28 protein-coding genes and 2 tRNA genes are annotated in these 26,916 nt (G+C 65.5%); 15 read left to right on the forward strand and 15 right to left on the reverse strand.

What is annotated here, in order from left to right:
• Window positions 1-66: 66 nt before the first annotated feature.
• The gene (locus A7W11_RS12435; protein WP_066412569.1) at window positions 67-1,044 is read right to left on the reverse strand and encodes a tripartite tricarboxylate transporter substrate-binding protein; all 978 of its coding nucleotides are present in this window, start codon (window positions 1,042-1,044) and stop codon (window positions 67-69) included.
• A 470-nt stretch (window positions 1,045-1,514) separates the two neighbouring features.
• Here A7W11_RS12435 and phaP point away from each other — a divergent pair, with 470 nt between their 5' ends.
• Window positions 1,515-2,102 carry a TIGR01841 family phasin gene (gene phaP / locus A7W11_RS12440; RefSeq protein ID WP_066412570.1) on the forward strand — a complete coding sequence of 196 codons (588 nt, stop codon included), beginning with the start codon at window positions 1,515-1,517 and terminating at the stop codon, window positions 2,100-2,102.
• Window positions 2,103-2,311: 209 nt separating this feature from the next.
• On the opposite strand, the gene A7W11_RS12445 is transcribed toward phaP, so the two are convergent.
• The 5 genes from A7W11_RS12445 to A7W11_RS12465 form a co-directional block, all read right to left on the reverse strand.
• On the reverse strand, window positions 2,312-3,358 hold the full coding sequence (locus tag A7W11_RS12445) for a quinone-dependent dihydroorotate dehydrogenase (RefSeq protein WP_066412572.1): 1,047 nt from the start codon (window positions 3,356-3,358) through the stop codon (window positions 2,312-2,314).
• A gap of 136 nt (window positions 3,359-3,494) precedes the next feature.
• Complete coding sequence (locus A7W11_RS12450; protein ID WP_066412575.1) at window positions 3,495-4,220, reverse strand: arginyltransferase; 726 nt, start codon at window positions 4,218-4,220, stop codon at window positions 3,495-3,497.
• Window positions 4,221-4,335: 115 nt separating this feature from the next.
• Window positions 4,336-5,097, reverse strand: a complete 762-nt coding sequence (gene aat, locus A7W11_RS12455; protein ID WP_066126946.1) for a leucyl/phenylalanyl-tRNA--protein transferase — start codon at window positions 5,095-5,097, stop codon at window positions 4,336-4,338.
• Between the two features lie 4 nt (window positions 5,098-5,101).
• Complete coding sequence (locus A7W11_RS12460) at window positions 5,102-5,683, reverse strand: NUDIX hydrolase (protein WP_066412577.1); 582 nt, start codon at window positions 5,681-5,683, stop codon at window positions 5,102-5,104.
• A gap of 97 nt (window positions 5,684-5,780) precedes the next feature.
• Complete coding sequence (locus A7W11_RS12465; RefSeq protein WP_066412580.1) at window positions 5,781-6,371, reverse strand: DUF2946 family protein; 591 nt, start codon at window positions 6,369-6,371, stop codon at window positions 5,781-5,783.
• Window positions 6,372-6,556: 185 nt separating this feature from the next.
• Between A7W11_RS12465 and A7W11_RS12470 the strand changes: the two genes are divergently transcribed.
• Window positions 6,557-6,934 carry a DUF427 domain-containing protein gene (locus A7W11_RS12470; protein ID WP_066412583.1) on the forward strand — a complete coding sequence of 126 codons (378 nt, stop codon included), beginning with the start codon at window positions 6,557-6,559 and terminating at the stop codon, window positions 6,932-6,934.
• A gap of 59 nt (window positions 6,935-6,993) precedes the next feature.
• On the opposite strand, the gene A7W11_RS12475 is transcribed toward A7W11_RS12470, so the two are convergent.
• Window positions 6,994-7,767: a GntR family transcriptional regulator gene (locus tag A7W11_RS12475; RefSeq protein ID WP_162270270.1), complete on the reverse strand. Its 774-nt coding sequence runs from the start codon at window positions 7,765-7,767 to the stop codon at window positions 6,994-6,996.
• A gap of 235 nt (window positions 7,768-8,002) precedes the next feature.
• Here A7W11_RS12475 and A7W11_RS12480 point away from each other — a divergent pair, with 235 nt between their 5' ends.
• From A7W11_RS12480 to nudC, 4 genes are all read left to right on the forward strand, one after another.
• Entirely contained in the window at window positions 8,003-8,707 is a 705-nt protein-coding gene (locus tag A7W11_RS12480) for a nitroreductase (protein WP_066412595.1), read from the forward strand.
• A 151-nt stretch (window positions 8,708-8,858) separates the two neighbouring features.
• On the forward strand, window positions 8,859-9,416 hold the full coding sequence (locus A7W11_RS12485) for a hypothetical protein (RefSeq protein WP_066412598.1): 558 nt from the start codon (window positions 8,859-8,861) through the stop codon (window positions 9,414-9,416).
• Window positions 9,413-10,153 (forward strand): hypothetical protein, encoded by a 741-nt coding sequence (locus A7W11_RS12490; protein WP_066412601.1) that lies wholly within the window; start codon window positions 9,413-9,415, stop codon window positions 10,151-10,153. Before A7W11_RS12485 ends, A7W11_RS12490 begins: the two co-directional genes overlap by 4 nt.
• Before the next feature lie 137 nt (window positions 10,154-10,290).
• On the forward strand, window positions 10,291-11,262 hold the full coding sequence (nudC, locus tag A7W11_RS12495; RefSeq protein ID WP_066412603.1) for an NAD(+) diphosphatase: 972 nt from the start codon (window positions 10,291-10,293) through the stop codon (window positions 11,260-11,262).
• A gap of 31 nt (window positions 11,263-11,293) precedes the next feature.
• Here the strand turns inward: nudC and A7W11_RS12500 are convergent, their stop codons facing one another.
• Window positions 11,294-12,139: a S1/P1 nuclease gene (locus A7W11_RS12500; RefSeq protein WP_066412612.1), complete on the reverse strand. Its 846-nt coding sequence runs from the start codon at window positions 12,137-12,139 to the stop codon at window positions 11,294-11,296.
• 317 nt (window positions 12,140-12,456) lie between these two features.
• Here A7W11_RS12500 and A7W11_RS12505 point away from each other — a divergent pair, with 317 nt between their 5' ends.
• Window positions 12,457-13,458: a tripartite tricarboxylate transporter substrate binding protein gene (locus A7W11_RS12505; RefSeq protein WP_066412614.1), complete on the forward strand. Its 1,002-nt coding sequence runs from the start codon at window positions 12,457-12,459 to the stop codon at window positions 13,456-13,458.
• A 28-nt stretch (window positions 13,459-13,486) separates the two neighbouring features.
• Here A7W11_RS12505 and A7W11_RS12510 read toward each other — a convergent pair whose 3' ends face one another.
• From A7W11_RS12510 to A7W11_RS27960, 6 genes are all read right to left on the reverse strand, one after another.
• On the reverse strand, window positions 13,487-14,098 hold the full coding sequence (locus tag A7W11_RS12510; protein WP_066412617.1) for a hypothetical protein: 612 nt from the start codon (window positions 14,096-14,098) through the stop codon (window positions 13,487-13,489).
• 81 nt (window positions 14,099-14,179) lie between these two features.
• A tRNA-Gly gene (locus tag A7W11_RS12515) sits at window positions 14,180-14,255 on the reverse strand.
• 149 nt (window positions 14,256-14,404) lie between these two features.
• Window positions 14,405-14,478, reverse strand: a tRNA-Cys gene (locus tag A7W11_RS12520).
• A gap of 147 nt (window positions 14,479-14,625) precedes the next feature.
• Entirely contained in the window at window positions 14,626-16,002 is a 1,377-nt protein-coding gene (locus A7W11_RS12525; protein WP_412778721.1) for a short-chain fatty acid transporter, read from the reverse strand.
• 188 nt (window positions 16,003-16,190) lie between these two features.
• Window positions 16,191-16,916 carry an ABC transporter substrate-binding protein gene (locus tag A7W11_RS12530; RefSeq protein ID WP_066412631.1) on the reverse strand — a complete coding sequence of 242 codons (726 nt, stop codon included), beginning with the start codon at window positions 16,914-16,916 and terminating at the stop codon, window positions 16,191-16,193.
• Window positions 16,917-16,954: 38 nt separating this feature from the next.
• Window positions 16,955-17,095 carry a hypothetical protein gene (locus A7W11_RS27960; protein WP_175582039.1) on the reverse strand — a complete coding sequence of 47 codons (141 nt, stop codon included), beginning with the start codon at window positions 17,093-17,095 and terminating at the stop codon, window positions 16,955-16,957.
• A 146-nt stretch (window positions 17,096-17,241) separates the two neighbouring features.
• Between A7W11_RS27960 and A7W11_RS12535 the strand changes: the two genes are divergently transcribed.
• Together A7W11_RS12535 and A7W11_RS12540 are read left to right on the forward strand one after the other, a co-directional pair.
• Window positions 17,242-17,946, forward strand: a complete 705-nt coding sequence (locus A7W11_RS12535; protein WP_328587204.1) for an N-acetylmuramoyl-L-alanine amidase family protein — start codon at window positions 17,242-17,244, stop codon at window positions 17,944-17,946.
• A 55-nt stretch (window positions 17,947-18,001) separates the two neighbouring features.
• Window positions 18,002-18,388, forward strand: a complete 387-nt coding sequence (locus A7W11_RS12540) for a lysozyme inhibitor LprI family protein (protein ID WP_066412633.1) — start codon at window positions 18,002-18,004, stop codon at window positions 18,386-18,388.
• A gap of 95 nt (window positions 18,389-18,483) precedes the next feature.
• Here the strand turns inward: A7W11_RS12540 and A7W11_RS12545 are convergent, their stop codons facing one another.
• Window positions 18,484-19,440 carry a Bug family tripartite tricarboxylate transporter substrate binding protein gene (locus A7W11_RS12545; RefSeq protein ID WP_235816862.1) on the reverse strand — a complete coding sequence of 319 codons (957 nt, stop codon included), beginning with the start codon at window positions 19,438-19,440 and terminating at the stop codon, window positions 18,484-18,486.
• A 203-nt stretch (window positions 19,441-19,643) separates the two neighbouring features.
• On the opposite strand from A7W11_RS12545, the gene A7W11_RS12550 reads away from it, so the two are divergent.
• From A7W11_RS12550 to A7W11_RS12575, 6 genes are all read left to right on the forward strand, one after another.
• Entirely contained in the window at window positions 19,644-20,537 is an 894-nt protein-coding gene (locus tag A7W11_RS12550; RefSeq protein WP_066412637.1) for a LysR family transcriptional regulator, read from the forward strand.
• A 130-nt stretch (window positions 20,538-20,667) separates the two neighbouring features.
• The gene (locus tag A7W11_RS12555; protein ID WP_066412639.1) at window positions 20,668-21,867 is read left to right on the forward strand and encodes a hypothetical protein; all 1,200 of its coding nucleotides are present in this window, start codon (window positions 20,668-20,670) and stop codon (window positions 21,865-21,867) included.
• 246 nt (window positions 21,868-22,113) lie between these two features.
• On the forward strand, window positions 22,114-22,830 hold the full coding sequence (locus A7W11_RS12560) for an SDR family oxidoreductase (protein WP_066412641.1): 717 nt from the start codon (window positions 22,114-22,116) through the stop codon (window positions 22,828-22,830).
• Window positions 22,827-23,585, forward strand: a complete 759-nt coding sequence (locus A7W11_RS12565) for an SDR family NAD(P)-dependent oxidoreductase (RefSeq protein WP_082887213.1) — start codon at window positions 22,827-22,829, stop codon at window positions 23,583-23,585. Before A7W11_RS12560 ends, A7W11_RS12565 begins: the two co-directional genes overlap by 4 nt.
• 54 nt (window positions 23,586-23,639) lie before the next feature.
• Window positions 23,640-24,668, forward strand: coding sequence for a Bug family tripartite tricarboxylate transporter substrate binding protein (locus A7W11_RS12570; RefSeq protein WP_235816883.1), 1,029 nt, complete (start codon window positions 23,640-23,642; stop codon window positions 24,666-24,668).
• 445 nt (window positions 24,669-25,113) lie between these two features.
• Window positions 25,114-26,649 (forward strand): Fic family protein, encoded by a 1,536-nt coding sequence (locus tag A7W11_RS12575; protein ID WP_066412649.1) that lies wholly within the window; start codon window positions 25,114-25,116, stop codon window positions 26,647-26,649.
• Window positions 26,650-26,916: the final 267 nt, after the last annotated feature.

Genomic DNA, 26,916 nt, shown 5'->3' on the forward strand with positions numbered 1-26,916 from the left:
ATCGTTGTTATCCGGTGCCGGGAAGCACGGCCATGCCGGTTCCCGGTCTTGGTATGCCCGCGAACCTTATTGCTTCTCGAGACCGACCTTCTTGAACAGCTCGGCCCATTGCGGAACCTGTTGCTTGACCTTGTCCTGCAGCGCCTGGGGGTTGGCGTCCTTGGTCAGCACCGTGGCGCCCAACTGCTGCATGCGCTCCTGGAACTTCGGGTCGGCCAGGCCGGCCTGCAGCGACTTCACCAGCTTGTCGACCACGGGCTTGGGCGTGTTCTTCGGCACCCACATACCGTGCCAGATACCGACCTGGAAGCCCTTGTAGCCGGACTCGTCCATGGTGGGCAGGTCTTTCAGCGTGGGCACGCGCTGCAGGCTGGTGACCGCGTAGGCCTTCACCGACTTGGCCTGGATCTGCTGGGTGGTGTTGGTGGTCTGGTCGCACATCAGGTCGACCTGCTTGCCCAGCAGGTCGTTCATGGCGGGCGCGGTGCCCTTGTACGGAACCGTCAGCAGGTTCACGCCCAGCGCACTGGACAGCATGGTGCCGCAAAGATGGCTGGCGGCGCCGATGCCTGCGTTGGCCAGCGAGACCTTGTCGACGTTCTTCTTGACGTACTCGGCCAGTTCCTTGACGTTGTTGGGCGGGAAGTCGGAGCGCGCGATGACGGTCATCGGCACGTCGACCACCAGGCCGATGGGCTCGAAGCCTTCGAACGGATCGTAGCCGGGGTTCTTGTACAGCGACGGGGCGGTCGAGAAGCCGATGTGCATCAGCAGGATCTGATAGCCGTCGGGCTTGGCGCGCGCCACCTGCGTGGTGCCGATGGTGCCGCCGGCGCCACCCTTGTTTTCGACCACGATGGTCTGGCCCAGCGTGGGGCGCATGGCTTCGGCCAGGGAACGGGCCACGTTGTCGGTCGGGCCGCCCGCGGCGAACGGGACGACCATGTTCACGACGTGATCGGGATACTCGGCATGAGCGGCGCCAGCGGCGAACAAGGCGCCGACGGCCAGCGCGGCCGACAGCTTGCGGGTATAGCGGGTCATGAAGTCTCCAGGGGTAGGCTGAAATTGTGGTTTCTGCGTGGCCGGCGTGTGCCGCCACAAATATTGCAATCAGCGTGCAGCAAGTCTAGAAAACAATCGACACATCGTCACCCCGGTATTTCCCCCATTTTTGTGGGGGCGCAAGCAGGCGGGCATGCCGCAGGGGGGATTTGGACGATTCCCCGGGCAAATCTCCGGAAGAAGGTCGTTGAGCGCTGTCGTGGGAATACATCGCCTGGGCCTGGCGTCCGCGTGATGGCCGCATCCGCGTCGGCAAAGTGCAAATAAGTGTTGCGCTGCACAAAAACTACTTGACTTGCAATATACGAAGTCTAGAATACGCTTTGTGCAGTGCAGCAAACGCGCCGGCGGGAGTTTCAAGGTACCAGTCCGCGCACGTTCCAACAAAGTTTCGTCGCAGACCCTTATTTAATGTGCCGTGTAATCGGCCGTAGACCAGGAGATACCCCATGAACAACGCCATTCCGCAACAAGTGCTGGCCCGCCAGAAGGCTTCCATCAACACCCTGATCGCCGCGCAAACGGCCATGTTCAGCGGTTTCGAAAAGCTGGTCGACCTGAACATGAAGGTCGTCAAGGCAACGATCGACGAAGTCGCTCAGAAGTCGCAGCAAGCCGCTGGCCTGACCGACCCGCAGGAAGTCGCCGCTTTCGGCACCAGCCTGGTCCAGCCGGGCGCCGAAAAGGCCCTGGCCTATGGCAAGCACGTGTACGACATCGTCGCCGGTGTGCAGACCGAACTGGCCAAGCTGGCTGAAGAGCAGATCGCCGAAGGCCAGCAGCAAGTGGCCGAAGCCGTCGAGCAACTGTCCAAGAACGCTCCGGCCGGTTCGGAAAGCGCCGTCGCCATGCTGAAGTCCTCGCTGGCCACCGCCAACAGCGCCTACGACTCGCTGACCAAGGCTGCCAAGCAGGCCGCCGAAGTCGCCGAATCCAACATGAATGCCGCCGCGAACGCCACGTTCAAGGCCGCAACCGATGCCGCTGAAGCCGCCGGCAAGGCTACGCGTACCGCCACCCGTCGCGCTGCTGCGTAACAGGGCTGTCGTGTAGCCCCACTCTGTAGTACTGTTTAAGGACAGAGCAGAGCTGGAATTAGGGCCACCTTCGGGTGGCCCCTTTTTATTTCCGAGCTTGACGGCGTCCCCATTATTTTGGGTGTCGCGGGCCTACGTCATGCCGCGGTGGATGCGCGGAGGGTACTGGCCGCATGCGTGTGGCGCACGTGGCCTTGAGGAAGCGGCTTTCAACGCGCGGCGGCCAGCGCCCGCACGCATTCCTCGACCAGGGCCGGGCCGCGGTAGATCAGGCCCGTGTACAACTGCACGGCGTCGGCGCCGGCGGCCATCTTTTCGCGGGCTTGCCTGCCCGACACGATGCCGCCCACGCCGATGATGGCCAGCGAGCGGCCGGCGCGTGCGCGCAGCCGTTCGATGACCTTCAGCGACAGTTCGTGCACCGGAGGACCGGACAGGCCGCCGGCCTGGTCGGCATGCGGCTGGCCCTGCACCGCCGTGCGCGACAGCGTGGTGTTGGTGGCGATGACGCCGTCCACGCCCAGCGCGGGCAGGGCATCGGCGATGGCGTCGATCTGATCCTGTTCCAGGTCGGGGGCGATCTTCACCAGCATCGGCACCTGGCGGCCATGCTGGTCGGCCAGTTCGCGGCGCTTGTCGCGCAGGCGCGACAGCAGCGAGATCAGCTCGTCGCCGCCCTGCAGCGCGCGCAGGTTCTTGGTGTTGGGCGAGGAAATATTGACCGTGACGTAGTCGGCATGCGGATACACGCCCGCCAGGCCGATGAGGTAGTCGTCGGCCGCGCGTTCGATGGGCGTGTCGGCGTTCTTGCCGATGTTCAGGCCCAGCACGCCGCCGTCGCGGCGCCATTGGCTGCGCTGCACATTGGCGATGAACGCGTCCAGGCCCAGGTTGTTGAAGCCCATGCGGTTGATCAGGGCCTGCGAGCGCGGCAGGCGGAAGATGCGCGGCTTGGGATTGCCGGATTGCGCGCGCGGGGTGACCGTGCCGACCTCGATGAATCCGAAGCCCAGGTTGCCCAGCGCGTCGATGTGCGCGCCGTTCTTGTCCAGTCCCGCGGCCAGGCCGACCGGATTGGCCAGTTTCAGGCCCAGCAGTTCGATGGGAGCCTGCGGCTGCGTATGCAGCAGCCGGCGTGTGGCCTGGCAGTCGTAGACGCGCTGCAGGTTGGCCAGCGTGACTTCGTGGGCGGTTTCCGCGTCCATGGCAAACAGCGCCGCGCGGGCCAGGGGATAGGCTTGGAACAGGATCGACATGGGGCGGAATTGTAGTTCAGTGACATGCGTAGCGGCGCACGCAGTGACATGCATAGCAGCGGCGTAGCAGTGGGCGCCGCCACGGATGCCCGAAGGGCCGCGTCGCCAATGGTTGGCCCGCGGCAACACCAGGGGATCAAGCAGCCTGTTCCTGCCAGTTGCCGTCCACCAGCATCTGCAAGGGCTTGAAGCTGGATTTGTACGTCATCTTGCGGCTGTCCTGGATCCAGTAGCCCAGGTACAGGAACGGCAGTTCGAGCATGCGGCATTGCTCGATCTGCCACAGGATGCTGTAGGTGCCCAGGCTGCCCGGCGCCTCGGGGTCGTAGAAGGTGTAGACCGACGACAGCCCGTCGTCCAGCACGTCGATGATGGACACCATGGCCAGCGCGCCGTCGGGCGTGCGGAACTCGACCAGCCGGGTGTTGACGCGCGTGGTCAGCAGGAACTGCGCGTATTGCGTGCGGCTGTCGTCGTCCATGCCGCCGCCGGGATGGCGTCCCTGCTGGTAGCGGGTGTAGAGCGCATAGTGCTCGGCCGACCAGGCCAGCTCGGCCACGAAGGCGCGCAGCGGTTGATGGAAGCGCCAGGCGCGCCGCTGGCTGCGGTTGGGCGTGAAGCGGGCGGTATCCACGCGCACCGGCACGCAGGCCCGGCAGTGATCGCAATGGGGACGGTAGGTGAACAGGCCGCTGCGCCGGAAACCCTGCTCGACCAGTTGGGAATACGTGCCGGCGTTGATCAGGTGGCCGGGGGCCGCGACCTGCGAGCGCGCCTGCCTGCCGGGCAGATAGCTGCACGGATAGGGCGCCGTCGAGTAGAACTGCAGCGTGGAGAAGGGAAGTTCTTTGAGCTGGCTCATGGGGTCGCGCGCGGGAGGCTGCGAATCGGGGTTACGGGCGCGCGGGGCGATGCGTGGATCGGATTCGCAATTCCGAAACGGTAAGGTTCATTATGACCGATCTGGCTCGTCATGGTCAGGGCAACAGGCTCGCGCGGGGCAATGGCAACAGTTGTCCTTCGGCGTCCAGCACGCCGGGGCGCCAGGGCAGGCCGGGGGCGTCCACCGCCCGGCGCACGTGGGCCAGGAAGTCGGCGCGGTCCACGGGGCGGGCGCCCAGGCTGGCCAGGTGGCGGGTTTCCTGCTGGCAATCGATCCAGGCCACGCCGTGCCGCCGCAGGAATCGAACCAGATAGGCCAGCGCGATCTTCGAGGCATCGGTGGCCCGCGCGAACATCGATTCGCCGAAGAACATTCGGCCCAGGCTGATGCCGTACAGGCCGCCCGCCAGCTCGCCGTCGATCCAGGTCTCGATGCTGTGCGCGCTGCCTTCGGCGTGCCATTGCCGGTAGACCTGCTGCATGGGTTCGAGGATCCAGGTGCCGGCCTGGCCGCCGCGCGGCGCGGCGCATTGCCGCAGCACTTCGGCAAAGCACGTATCCACCCGCACCTGCACCGAGGGCCACGGCCGCTGCGCGTCGGCGGCGATACGGCGCAACCGCTTGCGCAGCGAGTGCGAGGGCGCGAAATCGTCGCAGGCCAGCACCATGCGCGGGTCGGTGCTCCACCACAGCACGGGTTCGCCTTCGGAAAACCAGGGGAAGATGCCGTTGCGGTAGGCCTCGTTCAGCCGGGCCGTGGACAGGTCGGCGCCGGCCGCCAGCAGGCCGGGCGGGTCTTTCAGCGCCAGCTCCGGAGGCGGCAGCGGCGTGTCGGGTTCTAGCCAGGGCAGCTTCAAGATGTCAGCGGCGCGAATCCAGCACGTAGTGGTGCGTGGGGAAGGTTCCACGCTTGCGGTCTTCCAGGTAGCGCTGCAGCGTGGTGGCCACCGTGCGGAACGACAGTTCGTCCCACGGAATCTCGGCCTCGTCGAAGTAGCGCGCCTCCAGGCTTTCCGGGCCGGGATCCAGTTCCGGGCCGACCGCATCGGCCAGGTAAAAGAAGTGCACCTGCTCGACCTGCGGCACGTCGATCACCGTATAGAGCTGCCCCAGCGTGATGCGCGCGCCGGATTCTTCCAGGGTTTCGCGTTCGGCGCCCTGGGCCGTGCTTTCGCCCAGCTCCATGAAGCCCGCGGGCAGGGTCCAGGTGTCGTAGCGCGGTTCGATGGCGCGCCGGCACAGCAGGATGCGGCCTTGCCAGGTCGGCACCGTGCCGACCACCATGCGGGGGTTCTGGTAGTGGATCGCCCCGCAGTGATCACAGATGTCGCGTTCGCGGTTGTCGCCGTCCGGCACGCGCCGGTTGACCGGCGAGCCGCATTGGCTGCAGAAGTGGGAGCGGCGCGGGGCCGGGAAATAGCTGGGGGGCTGTGGGGCGCTCATGACGGCGATTCTACCGGCAGCGGCGGGCTGGGCGCAGGCATGGCAGCGGGATTGCGGATATGTCGATATGTCGCGCCGGCATGTTCACGGATCTCCGTCAGGGCGTCGGCATGGCGTTGAAGGCCAGGCGCGTGGGGATGTCGGCGCGCGCAGCCTGGCGCAACGGCGTGCAGGCCGCCTGGCCCGGCAGGCATACCTGCAGCATGCCGTCGGGATCCAGGCCTTCCAGCGCGTCCAGCAGCGGTGCGCCGGTATCGGTATGCAATCGGGCCAGCAGCGTGCCCAGGTCGCGGTCCTCGATCATGCCGGGGCCGAGGGCGGTGACGGCATACAGCCTGCCCGTGTCATCCAACCACCAGCCGGTGACCTCGCCCGCGTCCTGCCCGGTATGCGTCAGCAGGCCGGCGCCGGACCCGGCCACGCGCAGGATATACGGCGCGGCATCCAGGCGGACGTAGACGCGTTGCGGACCGTTCTGGAAGTACCAGCGTCCTTGCGGGTCGACCGCATAGTTGCGGCCCATGAAGGCCAGGATCTGTTCGTTGGTGATGGGCTCGCCCGGCCCGCCCGAGGCGGCATCGCCTTGCGGGTGCAGGCGCCAGCGGCCACGTTCGTCCAGCGACAGCCAGCCGTGGACGGCGGGCACGTCGGGCCAGCGGGCGATGGCGTCTTTGACGGACTGGTCCATGGGGCGACCTAGGCGGAGCGCAGAGAAGAGGGCATCGTCCCATTATAGGAAGCCGTCGGGCGAGGACACCGACGCTCACAACTTTGGCGGCGATGACGGCGCCGACCGACGGTAAGCTGGGCCGGACGACGCGCCGCCAGCCTCGCCCGGCAGCGCGGCCGCAACCGACTCCCAGGAGCCCAGCCATGTCCGACAAACCCGTCAAGATTCCCGGCGCCGATCATCCCATCAGCATCACGCCCAACACGGCCCGCGTAGTGGTCACGCTGGGCGGCCGCACCATCGCCAACACACAGCGTGCGCTGACGTTGCGTGAGGCCGCGTATCCACCCGTGCAGTACATCCCGCGCGAGGACGTGGACATGGCGCAATTGCAGCGCAGCCCGCACGGGTCTTATTGTCCGTACAAGGGCGAGGCCGCCTACTACAGCGTACCGGCTGGTGGGGCGCGCGCCGAGAACGCGGCCTGGTCATACGAGTCGCCGCATTCCGCCGTGGCGCAAATTGCCGGTCACCTGGCGTTCTATCCCGACCGCGTCGATGCGATCGAGGAAGTCGCCTGATGCGAACGATGCCGAGGTAAACGGCGCAGGACCCGGACGTCGCCGAAGGCCGGCGGCGCTCATTCCGCCGGCTTCCAGCTGCCCTGGGTATTCTGGCGCTCCAGCGCCATGCGGTATTTGTACATCTGCGGGTGATACCAGGCGGTGATGTATTCCACCGGCAGGTCGTCCTGCGCGTACACCGTGCGTTCTACCTTCAGCAGCGGCGCGCCGGGCGCCAGGTGCAGGGCGCGGCCCAGTTCGGGCGTGGCCGATTCGGCCGAGATGGTCTGTACCGCCCGGCTGATGGTGATGCCGGCTTCTTCCAGCAAGGCAACCAGGGGCTGGGCGGTGATGTCGTGCCGCTCGTAGCGCCGTCCCACGGTTTCCGGCACGTAGGTTTCCAGGTACGAGAATGGCGTGGCGTCCAGCTTGCGTACCCGGATGGCATGCTGGACGGGGACGCCGCGTTCCAGGTCGAGCGCGCGGGCCGCTGCTTCCGGCGCGGGCACGTACTCGAATTCCAGCAACTGCACTTCGGTCTGCATGCCCATGGCCAGGCTGCTGTCCACCATGGCCTCGATGCTGCCGATGATGCCGGACGGGGGGAGGGTGCGTTCCAGCACACGGGTGCCGCGGCCTTTTTCGCGGCGCACCAGCGCGCGCGAGGTCAGTTCGTCGATGGCGCGGCGCACGGTGATGCGGGAGATTCCAAACTGCTTTTCCAGTTCGGCCTCGCTGGGCAGCATGCTGCCCGGTTGGAAATCGCCCCGGAAAATCGCCTCGCGCAAACTGAGAAACAGCTGGTGGTACAGCGGCACGGGTAAACCGGGGTCGACGCTCTTCATAGTCATTGAGTACAGCCAACAAGAAGATCGAAAATTGTAACCAGCCCGCGATGGTATACAGGATTGGGCGCGGGGCATATTCTTTTTTGCCTTAGCCGGAGCTGAATGCAAGGGCATGCCTTTAGGGCGGATGCCGGAGCGCGAGGGCTTTGCGCGCGTTCCAATCGCGGCTTCCCCCTTGAATAACCCGCATCGGCATCCTGCCATGTGAGGCAGAACAGAACACCTTCAGAGGTAGACAATGGATTCCTCCACGCGTTTCGATTCCCCGTCGCTGTCCTTGGAAGAGGCCATGCGTACCCGGCGTTCGATACGCGCCTTCCTGCCGGAGCCGGTGCCCCAGCCGCTGATCGAACGCGTGCTGGAGTTGGCCAGCCGCGCGCCCTCGGGCAACAACGCCCAGCCGTGGAAGGTCTACGTGATCACCGGCGCGGCGCGCGATCGCCTGGGTGCCGCGCTGCGCCAGGCCTACGACGATCCCGACCAGAGCGCGTACCAGGCCGAGTACCTGTATTACCCCAGGCAGTGGATCGCGCCGTTCCAGGACCGGCGGCGCAAGGTGGGCTGGGATCTTTACGGCCTGTTGGGCCTCACCCGCGAGAACAAGGCGGGCATGCACGCGCAGCATGCGCGCAACTATGCGTTCTTCGACGCGCCGGTGGGGCTGATGTTCACCATCAACCGCATCATGCAGCAGGGTAGCTGGCTGGACTACGGCATGTTCCTGCAATCGGTGATGCTGGCGGCGCGGGCGCATGGGCTGGATACGTGCCCGCAGGCGGCGTTCGTGCCGTATCACACGGTGGTGGCGCGCGAGCTGGGGTTTCCCGAAGAGGAGATGCTGGTGTGCGGGATGGCGTTGGGGTATGCGGATCCGGATGCGGTCGAGAATACCTTGTATAGCGAACGGGAGCCGGTGAGCGGATTCGCGACTTTCATGTCGTGACGGGCTGAGGTCTCGACGAATCTGGTCCGTCGCTGACTGGGCGTCACGCAGAATGCTGCCATGAGCATCATGGCGTTTTCATCTGTATTAATGCGTTAACCCGGTCGCGCCATAATTCGAGGTCTCCATGCCATGATCGCAGACAGCAGCAATGCCGGGCCTCCGCAAAAATATAAAAAGCAGTATCCGTTCGTTTTTCAAAAGACCTGTCGTTCAGTTCTTCGCATTCAGCCTGCTCGGTAGCGCGATCTATTCGATACGTTTCGTGTCGTTTCCCGTCGAGTGCGCAGAGCCTCCCTTGCGGGCTGCGGGTCTGTTGCAGATATCGTCCCCAGGAGGCAAGGGCGGGGGGCCTGTCATCTTCCTGGATTTCTTCCTGCCGACATGTCATTACGCGGATCTGGGAGAGGAGCACCGCTGCTACGCCTACGAAGAGGTACGGCCCTGGGCCGGCAAGCCCGTCGTGATGGAGTATTGGACCTGTCAAAGTGGACTGTCCACGGTCAAGCTGCTCGGCGAGATACGCGCGGATGGCAGGCCGCTGCCTCGCTTCAGCCGCGCGGAGCTTGAGGCCAGCCGTGCCCGCGCCGCTGACCAGCCCTACTGGGTTTATGGCATCTTTCCCGCAATCTTCACGGGTTTGATGTTCATCTTTTATTTCCTCTTGCCGAACCCGGCGAGGCGGCCCGAGGAAGAGACGCAACCATGATGCGACGCTTGAACGGCGCATCATGGACACGGCCTTTCGTGGCCGCCCTGGCATGCGCGGCCCTCATTCTTTTGGCGGGATGCTCGCGCAACGATGCCAACGTGCTGGTCTGCGATTTCGAGGCACACGAGCCCGTTGCCCGGCAGAACGTAGTGGGTCGCTGCGACGCGTTCATCGCAGCCTTCGAAATACCCGCCAAGTTCCTGCCTGGCAACGCCAAAAGGATGCCGCCGGCCGGCCGCTTCGAACTGACCATGCAGATGACGGAAAGCCGTACAGACGTCCCCCGGCGCCTGGATGCGCGGGACCGTCGGCTGACGGGGCATACGGTGCTGCTGGCCGCCAATACGGTGAGCAGGCTGCGGCAAGGATACGAGGCGCGCAATGCCCGGTCCGGATCGTACGTGCGTCGTCCGCAAAGCGGCCTGTCCGGGCTGGAGGTGTGGGACCCGTCTCTGTGTACCTCAGCCGGACGCCTGGGCGGGAGCGGCACCGCTTGTGCATCCTACGACCAGTTGATTTTCCCCGTCGCTCGGGAAGATGTCTTCATTGCCTGCCCACAGCCGATGAGCGGCGACGGGATGGAGAACAGCGCGTATTGCACGGTCCACGCCGAAATTTCCTATCACCTGACACTGAATTATCAGATTCCGCGCAGTGTGCTGGAGGGCGGGAAATGGATGACTGTCGATTCGCGGTTCCGCGGATACTTCAAGCATATGGCAGCCCGTCTATAGGCGTACGGGGGGCTGATAGGGCTTCGGGCAAGCGGCAGGCCAAGCCATTCTCCGCTGTCTGCTTCCAGGTGGCCACATCGACCGCCCACTGCCTTTGGTGCTACCGTAGTCGGCGCCGCAACTGCCTCGCTGACACCATGCCTTTCATCGACTCGTCCTCCCAGATCGACTTCGGCCTGAACCCCTTGGACCGCCAGTCGGGGCGGCGCGACGATGCCGATTATGTGGCCGCCCGCCGGCGCGAGGCCTCCACCCGCTATTTCGTCTTCGCGGGCGACGTGCCGGTGCTGGATGCGCGCGACGACGGCATCGACCCCCTGTTCGACGTCGGTCAACTGGCTGGCCTGGGCGAGCCCTTGCGTGAAGTCTTCATGGGCCAGGACGAGCAAGGCGCCGCGCTCTTCGCGCTGGCGTATCCCGCTGCCGATTCCGACCGTATTTCCCGGCGTCCCGGCACGGTCCTGATGGACCTGCGCAGCATTGCCTCGCGCGGCCTGTTCGTGCCGTCGGTGCTGGGCGAGCTGGGCGGCGCCAAGGCCATCCTGCATTGGCACGACAGGCATGGCTTCTGCGCCAATTGCGGCGCGCCCAGCCGTATCTCGGCAGCAGGCTGGCGGCGCGATTGCGATGCCTGTGGCGCACAGCATTTCCCGCGCGTCGATCCCGTGGTGATCATGCTGGCCATCGACGGCGACCGATGCGTGCTGGGCCGCCAACAGCGCTTCGCGCCCGGCATGTATTCGGCGTTGGCGGGCTTTCTCGAGCCCGGCGAAACCATCGAAGACGCCGTGCGGCGCGAGGTGATGGAAGAGGCCGGAATCGCCTGTGCCGAGGTGCGGTATTTCGCGGCGCAGCCCTGGCCGTTTCCGTCTTCGTTGATGATCGGCTGCTTCGCGCGCGCGGTCAGTAGCGAAGTGGTCATCGACTATAACGAGCTGGAGGACGCGCGCTGGTTCACGCGCGCGGAGGCCGCCGAGATGGTTGCGGGCACGCATCCCGAGGGCCTGTCATCCCCCAAGCCGTTCGCCATCGCGTATCACCTGATGAAGGCGTTCGTGGAAGAGGGCGAGGGCGTGTTCACGCGTGTGCAGTCGCGCGAGCTGGAATAACGTCAGGCGTCCGCGCTGCGTCGCCGCGCTGCTACTTGCAGCGCTTCGCCGCGAACGCCTGGTTCAACAGGTGCGCCAGCCGCATGCCGCCCACCGCCAGTTGCCGATCCAGGATGGGCCGGGCCTTGGCCAGATACGCATCGTCCAGCACGTCGTTGCGCGGCTGCATGTCGAAGATCTTCACGGCGGCGCGGTGGCTGTCCAGCGCCCAATCGGCGGGCGTGCCGCCCGCCAGGTTGGCGTCCGCCTTGGGCAGCCAGTTCGATTCCAGCACGTCCACGTAGCTGCCCCAGGCCCAGACGGTTTTGCGGATCAGCGCGGCGTCCCAGGCGGCATGCAGGTTGGTGTCTTCGGAGGCCGTGCCGTTGGCGCCGTTGCGCATCGCGATGGTGACCTTGATGCCGTTGCCGCCGTTGTTTTCCTTGACCGTATGCAGGGGCTGGTGGATGTCGGCCACGAAGTGCGTGAGGAACATCAGCGCACGCTTGCGGTTGGACGCCGGGCGCGAGGGGCAGGCCACCACGGCCTGCTCGCGCTGGATCTCGGCCACGATGCAGTCGCCCTTGTCGGGATCGGCCACGCAGTCGCGCGCCGGTTGATAGTCTTCCTTGGCCAGCGGGATGTCGACGAAATGCCAGCGCGTGGTGCGCGGATCGCGCACGCGTTCGTCGTCGGCCCAACTGCCCACCGACGCCAGCGAGGCGCCCTTGCCCAGCAGCGCCTCGACGCCCTTGTACGCCTCGGCCGACAGACGGCGGCTGGCGATCTCGGCAATGATGGAATGGCCTTCCTCGCCCCATGCGTGGGCGGGCAGGGCGACGCCCAGGGACAGGGCGGTGGCGAGTGCGGCAGCGCAGATGGCGGGGGCCAGACGCATGGCGGGAAATCCTTGCAAGGCGGAACAGTCAGCGTAGCTGGAGTGTATGACGCCGGATGCGTGGATTTTGCATGGAATCGTGTCGTAAACGGCACGCCATCCAACGATATGCAAACAAACGCAAAGCCTTGCGCCTTGCCGCTGCGCGGAGTATGAATTCAAGTTCTTAATATATGGGAAATAGTTCCTATAGATCGGAAAGGAGCAGTGCTAACTTTTTGCGTTTGCCCGGACCAGGCAAGGGTGGTCGAGATGAGGAACCGGGCGGGTTGAAGAGACCGGGCTGCCAACAGCCCCATGACAACAGGAGCCGGCAGATGCCAGCCATATTCCCGAAACGCGCGGTTCGTTATGTCGTTCCCATGCTCATCGTGGCAGCCAGCAGCGCCTGGTGCGCCCTCCCCGCGCGGGCCGCGGACAGCGGTGCGAGCTATCCGAACAAACCCATCAGCCTGATCGTGTCCTATCCCGCCGGAGGCAGCGTCGACGTGGCGGCGCGCATCCTGCAGGAGCCCCTGCGCCGCGCCCTGGGCCAGCCCATCGTGATCGAGAACAAGGGTGGGGCGGGCGGCACCATCGGCACGCGCTATGTGGCCTCCGCCGCGCCCGATGGCTATACGCTGCTGATCACGCTGTCGTCGCATACGATCAACCCCGCCATCTACGACAGCCTGCCGTTCGATACCCAGAAGGATTTCGCCTCGGTGTCGATGGTGGCGTCCGCGCCGCAGGTGCTGGTGGCCCATCCCTCGTTTCCGGCCAGCACGCTGCCGCAGGCCATCGAATACATCAAGACGCAGAAAGAGGTGCCGTACGGCTCCGCCGGAACGGGATCGCCCAGCCACATCGCGGGCGAACTGCTGCGCCTGAAGACGGGCCTGCCGCTGATGCACGTGCCGTATCGCGGCGGCGGCCCCGCTACCGTGGACGTGGTGGGCGGACAGATTCCGTTGCTGTGGGTGTCGTTGCCGTCCGTCACCGGGCACATCAAGGAAGGACGGCTGAAGGCCCTGGCCGTCTCGACCGCCAAGCGTACGCCGGTGCTGCCGGACGTGCCCTCCGTGGCGGAGACGGTGCCGGGGTTCAACGTGGATTCCTGGTACGCCATGTTCGCCCCGGCGGGCACGCCGCCCGCCGTGGTGGCCAAGGTGCAGTCCGCGGTGGCGGCCGCCGCGCGCGACAAGGCGGTGCAGGAGGCGTTCATCGCCCAGGGCGCGGTGGCCGTGGGCGGCACGCCGGCCGAGCTGGATCAGGTGGTGAAGACCGAGATACCGATGTGGAAGTCGCTGGCCAGGGAGGCCAGCATCTCGGTGAAGTAGGCGCCGCTGGTCTGGCGGCTACGGAGTCTCAGCGGCCCCGCAGCCACTCCAGGTACGCCTTGCGGGTGGGCTCGGATACCGATTCGAGCACTTTCTTGTGAGTGACCTGGTGGCGCAGCATCAGGCGCGCATCGGCGACGTTGCGCGACTTGCAGAACCAGTGGCAGCTGTGCTGGAACAGGTACAGCTCGGCGGACAGGTGGAAGGCGCGCGTCTTGGGCGGCCAGCCGGCTTCGTTGTCCACCGCGCGGCGCAGCCCGTTCGCATGGACCTGCAGCAACGTGCGGAAATCCCGTTGCGTCGAAGCGGGCAGCAGGTGCGTGGCGTAGGGCACGCAGATCGGATAGGTGCCCATGCGGGTGCGCTGTGCGTCGTCCTTCTGGATGGACGTGGCCAACGTCTGCATCTGCGCGGCCACCGCGCGCTCGGTGGGAGCGAAGGTCTCCAGCACCTGAAGCTGGCGGTTTTCGTTCTCTTCATGGATCGCCCGGGTGTAGCCCTGGGTCAGCGTTTCCATGTGGCGTTCGAGATTCAGGTCGGCCAGGTGGCGGCCCAGCAACGAGATATTGGCACGCTGATGGCGCACGCGCAGTACCTGCCATGCCGCGACGACGATCAACAGGATCAGAGCAAAGTCCATGGCCTACCGTACGTGGGGGCGCCTCGGGCGCGGGGCGAACAAAGCAAAAGGCCCAAACCTGGGTTTGGGCCTTTTTGAATTTGGAGCGGGAGACGAGTCTCGAACTCGCGACCTCAACCTTGGCAAGGTTGCGCTCTACCAACTGAGCTACTCCCGCATGGAGCTGTACTTTTCAGTACGTACTGCTTGGTGTCTTGCTGTGGGTCTTTCATTTTCTCGTGCTGCGTTTCGCTTGAACTGCAGCAAGCCAAAAATTATACCCTATTTTGCGGCAACCCGGATTTTTCGGGTTTCCTTGAAAATTGCTGGAGGCGCAAGCCGGAATCGAACCGACGTACACGGATTTGCAATCCGCTGCATAACCACTCTGCCATTGCGCCAAACCGCGTCAAGCCCGCTAGTATACATGAGCTTTTTGTCCGTTGTCACAAATCTGTTGATGTGGACAAAAAGGAACGGCCATCCGGATGAGGGATGGCCGTTCCGACGGGAATGGGCGGCCCGCGGGCCGCCGTGCTCGCCTTACATCAGGGCTTGATGGGCGCGAAGTACGCCAGGGTCTGGCCCAACGCCCACAGCAGGAACAGCACCAGCGGCACGTGCACGATCAGTTGCACGAAGGTGAAGCCGATCAGGTCGCGCGCCTTCAGGCCCAGCACGCCCAAGAGGGGCAGCATGTAGAAGGGGTTGATCAGGTTCGGCAACGCCTCGGCCGCGTTGTAGATCTGCACGGCCCAGCCCAGGTGGTAGTGCAACTCGTTGGCGACCTGCATCACGTAGGGGGCTTCGATGATCCACTTGCCGCCGCCCGAGGGGATGAAGAAACCCAGCACCGCCGAGTACACGCCCATCAGCAGCGCATAGGTGTCATGCGTGGCGATGCGCATGAAGAACTCGGAGATGTGGTGGGCGATGGTTTCGCCGCCCGAGCCCTTGACCTGCGTCATGATGGCCGCGATCGAGCCATACAGCGGGAACTGGATCAGCACGCCCGTGGTGGTGGGCACGGCCCGCGCCACGGCATCCAGGAAGCTGCGCGGACGCCAGTGCAGCAAGGCGCCGACCATGATGAAGATCAGGTTGTAGGTGTTCAGGCCCGAGATCGCCAGGATGGCGGGCTTGGTCGAGAACTCCTGGATCAGCCAGCCGGCGGCCAGCGCCACCAGCACCAGGATCAGGAAGGGGCTGTGCTCCAGCCACTCGCCCGGGCGGGTGGGCTTGGACACGGGCGGGGCAGTGAACGACGGGTCGATGCCGCAATCCTTGGCGTCGCGCGCCGAGGCCGCGCTGGGCGCGGTCAGGTAAGAGATCAGCCAGGACACGATCACCAGCACCAGCAGCATCAGGCCCGACTGCCACAGGAAGATGGTTTCGGTGAAGGGGATGACGCCGGTGATGGCGAGGATGGACGGCGGCAGGCTGGCCGGGTTGGCCTGTAGCTGCGCGGCCGACGAGGACAGGCCCAGCGCCCACACCGCGCCCAGGCCCAGGTAGGCCGCGGCGCCGGCGGCGCGATAGTCCATCTTCAGGTCGGTGCGGCGCGCCATGGCGCGCACCAGAAGGCCGCCGAACACCAGGCTCAGGCCCCAGTTCAGCAGCGAGGCGGTCATCGAGATGATGGCGACCCAGCCCACGGCCGAGCGGCCGTTCCTGGGCAGCATGGCCAGCTTGTCGATCAGCTTGGACGCGGGGCCCGACGTGGCGACCACGTAGCCGCCGATGACCACGAAGGCCATCTGCATGGTGAAGGGGATCAGGCTCCAGTAGCCGTCGCCGAACGCCTTGGCCGTGCTGGCGGGGCTGGCGCCGATGGCCAGGGCGGCCAGCGCGATCAGCAGGACGCCGACGGTGGCGAAAACCCAGGAGTCCGGAAACCAGCGTTCGGCCCAGGCCGCGCAACGCATGGCGAATCTTGCCGACCGACTTTCTTCCAGTGGTGCTGCCATATCCTCATAACCTCTGTTCTTCGATGTAATTGGAACTCGCGCACGCGAGCGCTCATGGCGCCCGCGCGGTTGCGCGAGGCGCGATGGTAGCGCGTAAATGTGATGACGTGAGGAAGGCGGGGCGGGCATGGCCGCCCATGCCGGGCTCAGGCGGCGGGCGCCACCGATGCCCCCTGGATGCCATGACGCTGCAGGGCCTGGGCCACGAAACCGTCGGCCTTGCGGGCCTCGACGAACTGCGCCAGGAACTGCGCGGCGGCCGCGGGGCGCGACTTGGGGCAGCCCATGGCCTGCTGGATCACCATGAACCGGCCGGGCAACAGGCGCACGCCGCCCACGCGTTTTGCATCGGCTTCCAGTTGCTGTTTCACGCCGGCGGCCACGTCCAGCCCCTGTTCGCGCCAGGTGTCCACCACGGCGGGCGAGGTCGGCGCACGCACGATCTCGGCGTGCTTCAGTTCGCGGGTCAGGTAGAGATCGTAGGCGCTGCCCTTGCCGACGGTGACGCGCGTGCCGGGACGGTCGACTTCGTCGTTGCTTTGCAGGGGCGAGTCCTGCGCCACCAGATAGGCGCCCTCGATCAGCACGTAGGGCGCGGTGAAGGCGATGCCGGCGCCGCGTACCGGATCGACGGCGAAGAAGCCGATGTCGGCCTGCTCGTTGGTGACGGCTTCGACCGACTTGCCCGCGGCATCGAACACGACCAGTTCCAGCGGTGCGCCGATCAGTTCGGCGAAGGCGCGGGCCAGGTCGACCGACACGCCGGCGGGCTCGCCCTGGGCATTGCGTCCGGCCAGGATGGGGTTGCCCAGGTTGATCGAGGCGCGCAGCGCGCCGGTGGGGGTGAAGGCTTGCTTGATGGCGGCGTCCATGCGGGTGATGCTCCAGTCAGGGGGAAACGGGCGGCGGACTATTTGCGCGGCCGCCTGGCCGGCGTGTCCGATCCCAGGATGTCTTTGATGCTGCCGAGGTTGTCCAGCGTGCTTTGCAGATGCTCGCACAACGCTTTCGAAGCATCTTCGCTGCGCTCGCGCTCCAGCAATTCCAGCACATGCAGGTGCTGCTCGCAATGCTGCCGCCTGGAGTACCATCCGATGGCTCGCGCCGGGCGCTGTGCGCCGTCTCCTCCGAGACCCCGTTCCGCTTTGGCGCTCGTCCTCATGGCGGCGCGGCGTGCCGTCCGGTTCGGAGACCTCGATGAAGAACATGGGTGCGCGCACGGCCGGCGTGCTGGCGGGTGGGTTGATCGCGGGCGCCTGCCTGCCGATGGCGGCCCAGGCCGCCTTCGTGGTGGTCGACACCGGCCACATGCGCGCCCACCCCGGGGCGGTCAGTCCCAGCGGCAAGGTCGAGTACGACTACAACCTTCAGGTCACCGATGCGTTGTCCCGCGCGCTGGCTGCCGATGGGCAGCGCGTGGCCCGGGTGGCGGCCGACGGCAAGGACATCGCGCTGAAGGAACGCACCGCCGCCCATCCCGATGCGGACTTCTTCGTATCCATTCATCACGATTCCATCCCGCAGGAATGGATCGATGCGGGCAGGCGCCGGGAGTTCCGCGGATACGCCCTGTTCGTCTCCGAGAAGAATCCGCACTACGAAAAAAGCGTGGCCTGCGCCCGGGCGATCGGTACACAACTGCTTACCATCGGAGAGGTACCCTCCCTCTACCATCAGACCCCCGTTCCCGGCGAAAATCGCCCGCTGATCGACAAGCGGCTGGGCATTCATCGCTTCGACGATCTCGTCGTCCTGAAGACCGCGGCCATGCCCGCGGTGCTGGTCGAGGTGGGCGTGATCGCCAACCCGGACGAAGCGCATCGCCTGGGCGAGCCGGCCGTGGTGCGTCGCCAGGCCGACGCCATCGCGCGTGGCTTGCGCGAATGCCTGCAAGGCAAGTGAGTTTTCCGGTTTCAACCAAGCCGCCACGAGCGTGGCGATCCGATGGAGCAAGAACATGAATAAAAAACTGATCGTTGCCGGATTGTTGTTGGGTGCGCTGCCGACGGCGGGCGCGTGGGCGGCGGGCTGCGGCAAGCCGCGCAACGCCTTCGACCAGGTCTACTGCAAGAGCACGGAATACTCGCAGGCCGACCGCGACCTGAACACGCAATACACCACGCTGCGCAAGATGTTGAACGAGGGCCAGCAGGCTGCGCTGCGCAAGGCTCAATTGGCCTGGATCAAGCAGCGCGACGAGGCATGCAGCCTGGAAAAGCCCAACGGCTATTACGTCAACCTGACCTGCGCCATGGACATGACGCAGGAGCGTGTCAGCGTGCTGAAGGAACGCGAGCGCGAGTGCAAGAGCACCGGCTGCAACGATGCCAAGCTGGCGCAGTAAGCGGGCGCATGGGATGTCGGGCGCGGACCGCGCGGACATCCCGGTCCGGTATGGGCACGCGCCGGCGTGCGGCGCTGCCGTCTTGAGTCAGGCGTTCAGCCCGCCTTCGCGCCCGACGCCTGCACCACCTTGCCCCAGCGCACCACCTCTTCCTGCACGAACGCGCTGAACTGCTCGGGCGTGCTGCCGGTGGTGATCAGGCCCTCGTCCATCAGGCGTTTCTTGTTGCCCGGTTCGGACAGCACCTTCACCGTGGCCTGCGACAACTGGGCCACCCGCTTCGGATCCATGCCTTTGGGGCCCAGCAGGCCGTACCAGGCGCTGAAGTCGTAGCCCGGCAGCGTGTCGGCGATGGGCGGGATGTCGGGGTAGTTTTCCATGCGCCTGGCGCTGCTGATGCCCAGCGGCTTGAGCGACTTGGCCTGGATCTGGCCCTTGGCCAGCGCCGCGCCGGCGAACATCAGTTGCACCTGGCCGCCCAGCAGGTCGGTCATGGCGGGCGCCGTGCCCTTGTACGGCACCATCACCATGTCGATGCCGGCCTGCAGTTTCAGGACTTCGCCGCCCAGGTGGCCGGCCGAGCCGATGCCCGGCAACGCCATGTTGAGCTTGCCGGGTTCCTTCTTGGCCAGTGCGATCAGTTCGGGCACGGTGCTGGCCGGGACCGAGGGGTGCGCCAGCAGGATCGACGGCGCGGTGGCCACGGAGGACACCGGCGAGAAATCCTTGACCGGATCGAAGGGCAGGTTGGGATACAGCGTGGCGTTGATCGCATGGCTCGTATAACAGACCAGCAGCGTGCGGCCATCCGGGGCGGCGGTCGCCACGGCCTGCGCGGCGATGTTGCCGCCCGCGCCGGGTTTGTTGTCCACCACGAAGGTGCCGCCCATCACGCGGCCCAGCTCGGCGGCCAGCAGGCGGGCCACGGTGTCGGTGCCGCCGCCGGGCGTGGCGCCCACGATGATGCGGGTGGGGGTGCCTTGCGCGCGGGCCAGGCCCGAGGCCGCCAGCATGCCGGCGCCCATGGCACCCATGAAAGATCGTCTGTGCACGGTTGTCTCCTTGACGTTGTAGTTGTGGTCGCGACGGTGAGGCTGGCGCGAACCGCGCGGCCTTCGCCTGGGCCGGCGGTGCCGGCGCCCAGGGCGCCGGAAAGCTGTCTCGTTGTAGTCGTTCGTTCTTCGGGCTCTAGTCTAGTCAGAGCGGGCTTCATTAGAATAGCGAACTTCCTTTAGCTTCTTCATAAGGGTTTTTGATGAAGATCGAAACCTTCCGCACCCTCGAGGCCGTTTTGCAGACCGGCACCTTCGCCGGGGCGGCCAAGCAGGCCAACGTCACGCCCAGCGCGGTCAGCATGCAGATGAAGCAGCTCGAGCTGTACGTGGGCAAGCCCCTGTTCGACCGGTCCGGCCTGCAGGCCAAGCCCAACCGGCTGGCGCACGAGATCGCCGACAACATGCGGCAGGCCCTGCACAGCCTGGAGACGCTGCGCGCCGGCAACAAGGTGGCGGTCGAGGGCGTGGTGCGGCTGGGCGTCATCGAGTCGCTGCAGCCGGTGGTGCTGCCGGGCATCATGCATTACCTGCGCGACCACCATCCCCGGCTGGAACTGCAACTGGTGCGGGGCCGCAGCAGCACGTTGACGGCCGAGGTGAAGGCCGCGGAAATCGATGCCGCGCTGGTGGCCCAGCCCGTCACGGGCGGTTCGGCGCGGCTGGCCTGGACGCCCATGCTGCATCGCGAGCTGGTGCTGATCGCCCCGCCCAACACCAAGGATGCCAGCGTGGCCACGCTGTTCCGCCAGCACGACTGGATCCGCTACGACCGCAAGACGGTGTCGGGGGCGATGGCCGCGCAGTACGTGGCCGCCAACGTGCCCGAGATCCGCGGCACGCTGGAGTTCGACAGCGCGCCCGCCATCCGGGCCATGGTCAGCGCGGGCCTGGGCATTTCGGTGCTGCAGGAACCCGATGCCGTGTCGCTGGTGGGCTATCCGGTGCGCATCATCCGCCTGGGCCGCGCCGCGCCGGTGCTGACGCTGTCCATGGTGTCGCGCAAATCGGACGACAGTCGCGTGCTGGCCGCGGTGCGTAACGCCATGCAGGTCAGTCTGGCGGCGATGCAACGCAGTTCGATGGTGCGCAGATAACGCGCCGCGCGTCTTTCGTTGCCGTCCGTTACGTTCGGCTGGGTCTCATGGCGCGGGGGCTGGCTAACATACGAGCCTTCACGCTCACAGCCCAATCAGATCCATGCCGACATTGCTCCAGCGATCCCGTATGCGCCTTGTGCCCGCCGTGGTGGCGGGCTTTTTGTGGTGTGCGGCTGGCGTGCATGCGGCGCCTCGCGAGCAGGGCGCCAGCCAGCCTGCCGAGGGCGGCACGCGGGAGATGACCGTCGATATCCCGCAACTGCCCGAACTGGCGTTTCGCCTGGATACGCCCGTGGGGCTGTCGTGGCGCAAGGACGGCCATGAGATGAAGGGGCTGGAAGCGTCGGGCATGGTGCAAGACTTCGCGCGCCTGATGATCGGCGAGGACACCCGACGCCCCGACAGGCTGCGCGTGACCCTCTACGTGGCCAACGTCGTGCCCACGCGCGCCGCGGTGCCGATGGACTATGCGCGCCTGATGGCCAAGGGCTTCGGTAACGGCGAGGGCGAAGAAGAGAACGTCGACGATGCCGACGGCAACACGGTCAGCGCCAATGTCACCACCGTGGTCTCCCGTGACGACAACCTCGATGCTGCCGAGCCGCTGCACAGCCTGATCGGTGTCTGGCGGCGCGGGATGAAGATCCTGATCGTGCGCGCCGACATGAGTCCGCAGGTCTCGGCCGAGCTGATTCCCCGGATGCGCGAGATGATGCGTTCGATGGTCTTCCTGCACCCGATGGCATCGGATCCGCTGATGGACAGCATGGTGACCCATACGGTGCGGCTGCCCTCGGGCAAGGACCTGACGTTCAAGCTGCCGCCGAACTGGCGCGCGGAAGGGGCCTGGGACGAGGATGGATTTTCCTCGCAGATGTTCAGGGACGGCGCCAGCCACAGCGCGACGAGCCGTGTCCTGGTGTTCGGCATCGAGGGCCAGACCAAATATGAGATGAGTCCCGAGCTGCTGCGCGGCGGCGCGGACATGGTGTCGGATCACATGCTGAAGGTGCTTTGGCCCGGGAATGGCTACACGCACCGCAGCATGCAGGAGGCGCATCGCATCGAGGGCACCGAAAAGGTGTCCGCGCTGGACGCCATGTTCGTGGACAAGGTCACGTCGAGCAATCCGCTGGAGCGCGAACTGGCCGCGTCGACCTATGAAGTGGCCTTGCGCGGCAATGCCAATCCGGTGATCGGGTTCTCGGCGCTGGCCGCGCCCGGGACGTCGGATTTCGATGAAATCGGCTCGATGATGCACGTCAACTTCGTGCAGCAGTTGCTGGTGGATTCGATGCGCGAGGCGGCCAGGGAGCTGGGCCACTGACGTCGAGACCCCGGCCGTCGGACGAAATTTCAGTATTTCTGTCAACACTTTGTCTTCAAAATGACTGAATGACCTTCCAGTTCGTGGCGCGATTGCTGCGTTCAGGATCTCAGGGTTTTCCCAGGGATTAAGAAAAACGCCTGTGGATTTTCCCTGGGAAGAATCCTGGTTCCTTTCGATTGTCTTGCTGCGCTGCGCGAAAAAGAGTTGACACTTTTTTCGCTAGATTGATAGCCTGTCCGGGCTATGAGTTTTCACGCTACCCTCGATCACGCCGTCATTACCGGTTCCGCGTCAGGCATCGGCCAGGCGCTCGCCCGCCGTCTGCTGGACGCCGGCTGGGCCGTGGCGGGCATTGACCGGCAGGCCGACGCGGGCATTGCGCATCCTGCCTATCGGCACCATGTTTGCGACCTGACCGACGAATCGGCCATCGACGCGTTGTCGGCGCAATTGCCGAAATGCGTGCGGGCGCTGGTTCACAGCGCTGGCGTGATGCGCAGCGGTGGGGCGGTGGACAGCCGCGCGGAAGACATCGACCTGCTCTGGCGCCTGCACGGCGCCGCGCCCCTGGCGCTGGCCCGCCTGCTGGTGCCGCGCCTGCCCGACGCGAGCGGTCGCATCGTGCTGGTGTCCAGCCGGGCGGTGCTAGGCCGCGCGCATCGCGCCGCGTATGCCGCCAGCAAGGCCGCGCAGATCGGCCTGGCGCGCAGCCTGGCCGCCGAACTGATCGGACGCGGCATCACCGTCAATGTGGTCGCCCCGGGCGCCGTCGATACACCCATGCTGAGCGATCCGTCGCGGGGCGCGCCGCCCAAGATAGATCTGCCGCTCGGCCGCCTGATCCGGGCCGACGAGGTCGCGGCGACCATTGCCTTCTTTCTTTCACCCGAAGCCGGCGCCATCACTGGCCAGACCCTGTACGTGTGCGGCGGCGCTTCGATAGGGGCCGCATCCGCATGAGCAACGCCACGGATCTGACCGGACAGGTCGTCGTCATCACCGGCGCCGCGGGCGACCTGGGTTGGGGCATTGCCTGCCAGTGCCTGCAGGCGGGCGCCAACGTCGCGCTGGTCGACCTGGACATGGTGGCGCTGCAGGAACGCGGAGCGCCCGGCGATCCCCGGCTGCTGCGCGTGCAATGCGACGTGGCCGACCCCGCGCAGACGCGTGCGGTGGTGCAGTCGGTGCTGTCGCGCTGGGACCGCCTGGACGTGCTCGTGAACAACGCGGCGGTGGTCACGCCGGGCGACAAGATCGGCGATCTGGCCTGCACGCAATGGCACCAGGCGCTGGCCATCAATCTCACCGGCGCCTGGCTGATGAGCAAGGCGGCGCTGGTGCCCATGCGCCGCGCGGGCCGCGGCGTGGTGCTCAACGTGGCCTCGCAACTGGGCAGCGTGGCGGCGCCGGGCCGCGGCGCCTACGGCGCCAGCAAGGCCGGATTGATCGCGCTGGCGCGCGCCATCGCCGTCGACCACGCGGACGAGGGCATCCGGGCATTGAGCCTGTCGCCCGGCGCGGTGCTGACCAGCCGTGTCCTGCGCCGCTACGGCGATGCCGAGTCGGCGACCACCGCGCTGGCGGGCCGCTATCCGGCCGGCCGCCTGGGAAATGTGGAAGAAGTTGCGCGGACGGCCTTGTTCCTGATGGGCGAGGGCGCTGCGTTCATCACGGGCACGGACGTGCGCGTGGATGGGGGCTATTCCGCAATATAGCGGCGAGCCATCTCTGGGTTACCTGGATCAAGCACAGAAGGAAGGTATATGAGCATGAAGCATCTCTCGGCTTCCGGCGCCCTGTCGCGCCGTACCCTGATGAAGGGCCTCGCGCTGCCGCTGCTGGCTGGCGCGCTGGGCATGTCGGCCGCGACGCAGGCGCTGGCGCAGGACGCCGTCGCGGGATACCCGTCGCGCACCGTGACGCTGGTGGTGCCGTTCCCGGCGGGCGGCGCGACCGACATCACCGCGCGCCTGGTCGCAGAAGGCCTGTCGAAGAAGTGGGGCAAGTCGGTCGTGGTCGAGAACCGGCCCGGCGCCGGCGGCAACCTGGGTTCCGAATACGTGGCCCGCGCCGCGCCGGACGGCTACACCCTGGTGCTGGGCGTGACCGGTTCGCACGGCATCAACACGTCGCTGTACAAGAACATGCGCTATGACCCGCGCAAGGATTTCGAGCCGATCACCCAGGCCACGCTGTATCCCAATGCCATCGTCGTCAACAACAACGTGCCGGCCAACAACCTGACCGAGCTGATCGCGCTGCTGAAGAAGGATCCGGGCCAGTTCTCGTACGGCTCCGACGGCAACGGCACGGCGTCGCACCTGGGCATGGAACTGCTGAAGAACCGCGGCGGTTTCCAGATCGCGCACGTGCCGTATCGCGGCAGCGCGCCGATGGTGACGGACTTGTTGGGCGGCCAGATCCAGGTCGGCATCACGGGCCTGCCCGCGGTGCAGGCTTATGCCAAGACCGGCAAGCTGAAGCTGATCGCGCTGACCACGGGCACCCGCTTTGCCAGCGCGCCGGATTATCCGACCGTGGCCGAGCAGGGCTTCGCGGGTTTTGCGGCGCCGCCCTGGTCCGGCTTCTTCGCGCCCAAGGGCACGCCCAAGGCGCTGGTCGAGAAGATCTCGGCGGACATGCGTGAAGTGATGGCCGATCCCGTGGCCAAGCAGAAGATGGTTGCCGCCGGCAGCGAATTCACGCCGTCCACGCCGGATCAGTTCCGTGCCTTCGTGGACCAGGAAATCGCCAAGTGGGCGGAAGCGGTGAAGATCTCGGGCGCCCAGGTGGATTGATAGCCGGCGTCCAGGCGGTTTCGGCGCGGCAAGGCCGTGCTGGAACCGGTTGTGTGTTCTGGGCGAGGAAATGAAAAAAGGAGCCAGGGGCTCCTTTTTTGCTTTGGTTGTTCAGGCGTGGCCTGAAAACCCCGGATCTTTGCTCTATTTCCGCAAGAGCAGATCATGCTGTGTACAGGGGACAAGAGTCGAAGCGCTCCTGCCTCACGTCACTGCTGATCTGCTAGACGCATACCTGCAGGCATAGGCTCAACTCGCCTGACGCAAGCACCCAGTCAAGCGGGTGGCCCTGCCACATCTTGGCGTTTATTGTTTTCGCGAGCATCACCAAATTTGTTAACAAATTCGGCATGAGATTAGTGTTTTTTTCGTCTATGTAATTATCGTTTTCGCGTACTATGACTCACCGAGTATTGTTTTTAATTCATTTTTAGAGAATTCAACAATGCAAGCAGGCTTCAAGGCACTCGCCGAGCGTTACGGTATCGAGCTTGCACAGCCCCTCCGCGTCGAATCGGTCATCGGCACGACACGGGTAAGCCGCGAAAGTAACGGTCAGGTCGAAAACAAGTACCCCGCAAGCTATGAGCCGGCGGACGATTTCGCAGGGCATTTCGAGTTCGGGCTCAAGTACGAAGAAATTCACCTTGAGTTCTTTGCGCGCCTGTTTGCAGCCACGGGACCCGAGCCCATCGCAGCCTGGTGCCGGCAAGCGCCCTTCGGCCAGTACGCCCGCCGCACCGGATTCCTGTACGAGTGGCTGACTGGGCAACGGTTGGATGTGCCCGATGTCACCAATGGCGGCTATGTCGATGCCGTTTCGTCGCAGCAGTACCTGACCCGCGTCGAACCCGTTCGGGTGCGGCGCTGGCGCATCAACGACAACCTGCCAGGCGTCCCCGCGTTCTGCCCTCTGGTTCGCCGTACCGAAGCCGTGCAGCAGGCGCTGCAGTTTGACCTGGATGCGGCGCTGCGCGAGCTGAATCAGACCTTTGGCGCCGACATCCTGATGCGTACGGCCAGTTGGCTGACCTTCAAAGAATCACGTGCGAGCTTTCTGATCGAGAAGGAAGCCGACAAGGCCGACAGGATCCAGCGCTTCGCCCACGTGATCGCCAAGTACTGCGGCCACATTGATGACCCGTTGAGCAACGACAGCCTGCAGACACTGCAAGCGGGCATCTTGGGCCATGAGGCCGTCGGACTGGGGCTGCGCCGCTCGCCGGTCTTCGTGGGACAGGCGACCATGCGCGAGGACATCGTGCATTACATTGCGCCCCCATTCGAAGAACTGCCGCGCCTGATCGACGGCCTCAAGGCATTCGAGGTGGCCACACGGGGGGGCGAGCCGCTGGCCCGGGCTGCGACGCTTGCTTTCGCCTTTGTTTACATCCACCCCATGCGGGACGGCAATGGCCGAATCCATCGTTTCCTGATCAACGACACCCTGATCCGCGACAAGGCAGTGCCTGATGGCGTGATCCTGCCCGTGTCGGCCACCATCACGAGTTCGATCGATTTCCGGGCTCGCTATGACCGAACGCTGGAAGTGTTCTCGCGGCCATTCATGCAGCGCTATGCGGCGTCCTACCGGTTTGGCGAACTTGTTACCTACGAGGACGGGACCCAGAGCAACCTGGTCTTCGATGACTACGCTGACGCCCAGGTCGCGTGGCGCTATCCCGACCTGACCGAACACGTCCTGTACACGGCGCAGGTCGTGGCGCATACGGTCCGCACCGAGATGGCTGACGAGGCCCGCGTGCTGGTCGTTTTCCAGCGCGCTCAAGAACGGCTGAAAGAGGTGCTGGAAATGCCAGATCAGGACGCGAACCGCATCATCCGCTCTCTCAAGGAAAATGGCTGGCAGATTTCGGGCAAGCTGAGGAAGACCTACCCTCAGCTTGACAACGCCCAACGGGCGGAACGCGTTGTGGAGGCCGTGCGCTCCGCATTCGAAGAACGGGAAGCGGGGGGCTGATGCCCTTGGCCAGGAGCACCCTGGCAGGTGCCGATCCAACCCCAGCAACAACCGGAACCGGCACCACCCGCATTCTTTGGCCTTGTTTTTGGCCTCAAAAACGCTGGCTGCCGGTGGATTTCCGTGGCTTTGTCTGGAACAAAAAAAGGAGCCGAAGCTCCTTTTTTCAACGACTTACAGACACCAGTGGAAGTCTGTAGATCTTAGATTGGAGCGGGAGACGAGTCTCGAACTCGCGACCTCAACCTTGGCAAGGTTGCGCTCTAC

Source organism: Bordetella ansorpii (assembly GCF_900078315.1).
Lineage (GTDB): Bacteria > Pseudomonadota > Gammaproteobacteria > Burkholderiales > Burkholderiaceae_B > Bordetella > Bordetella ansorpii.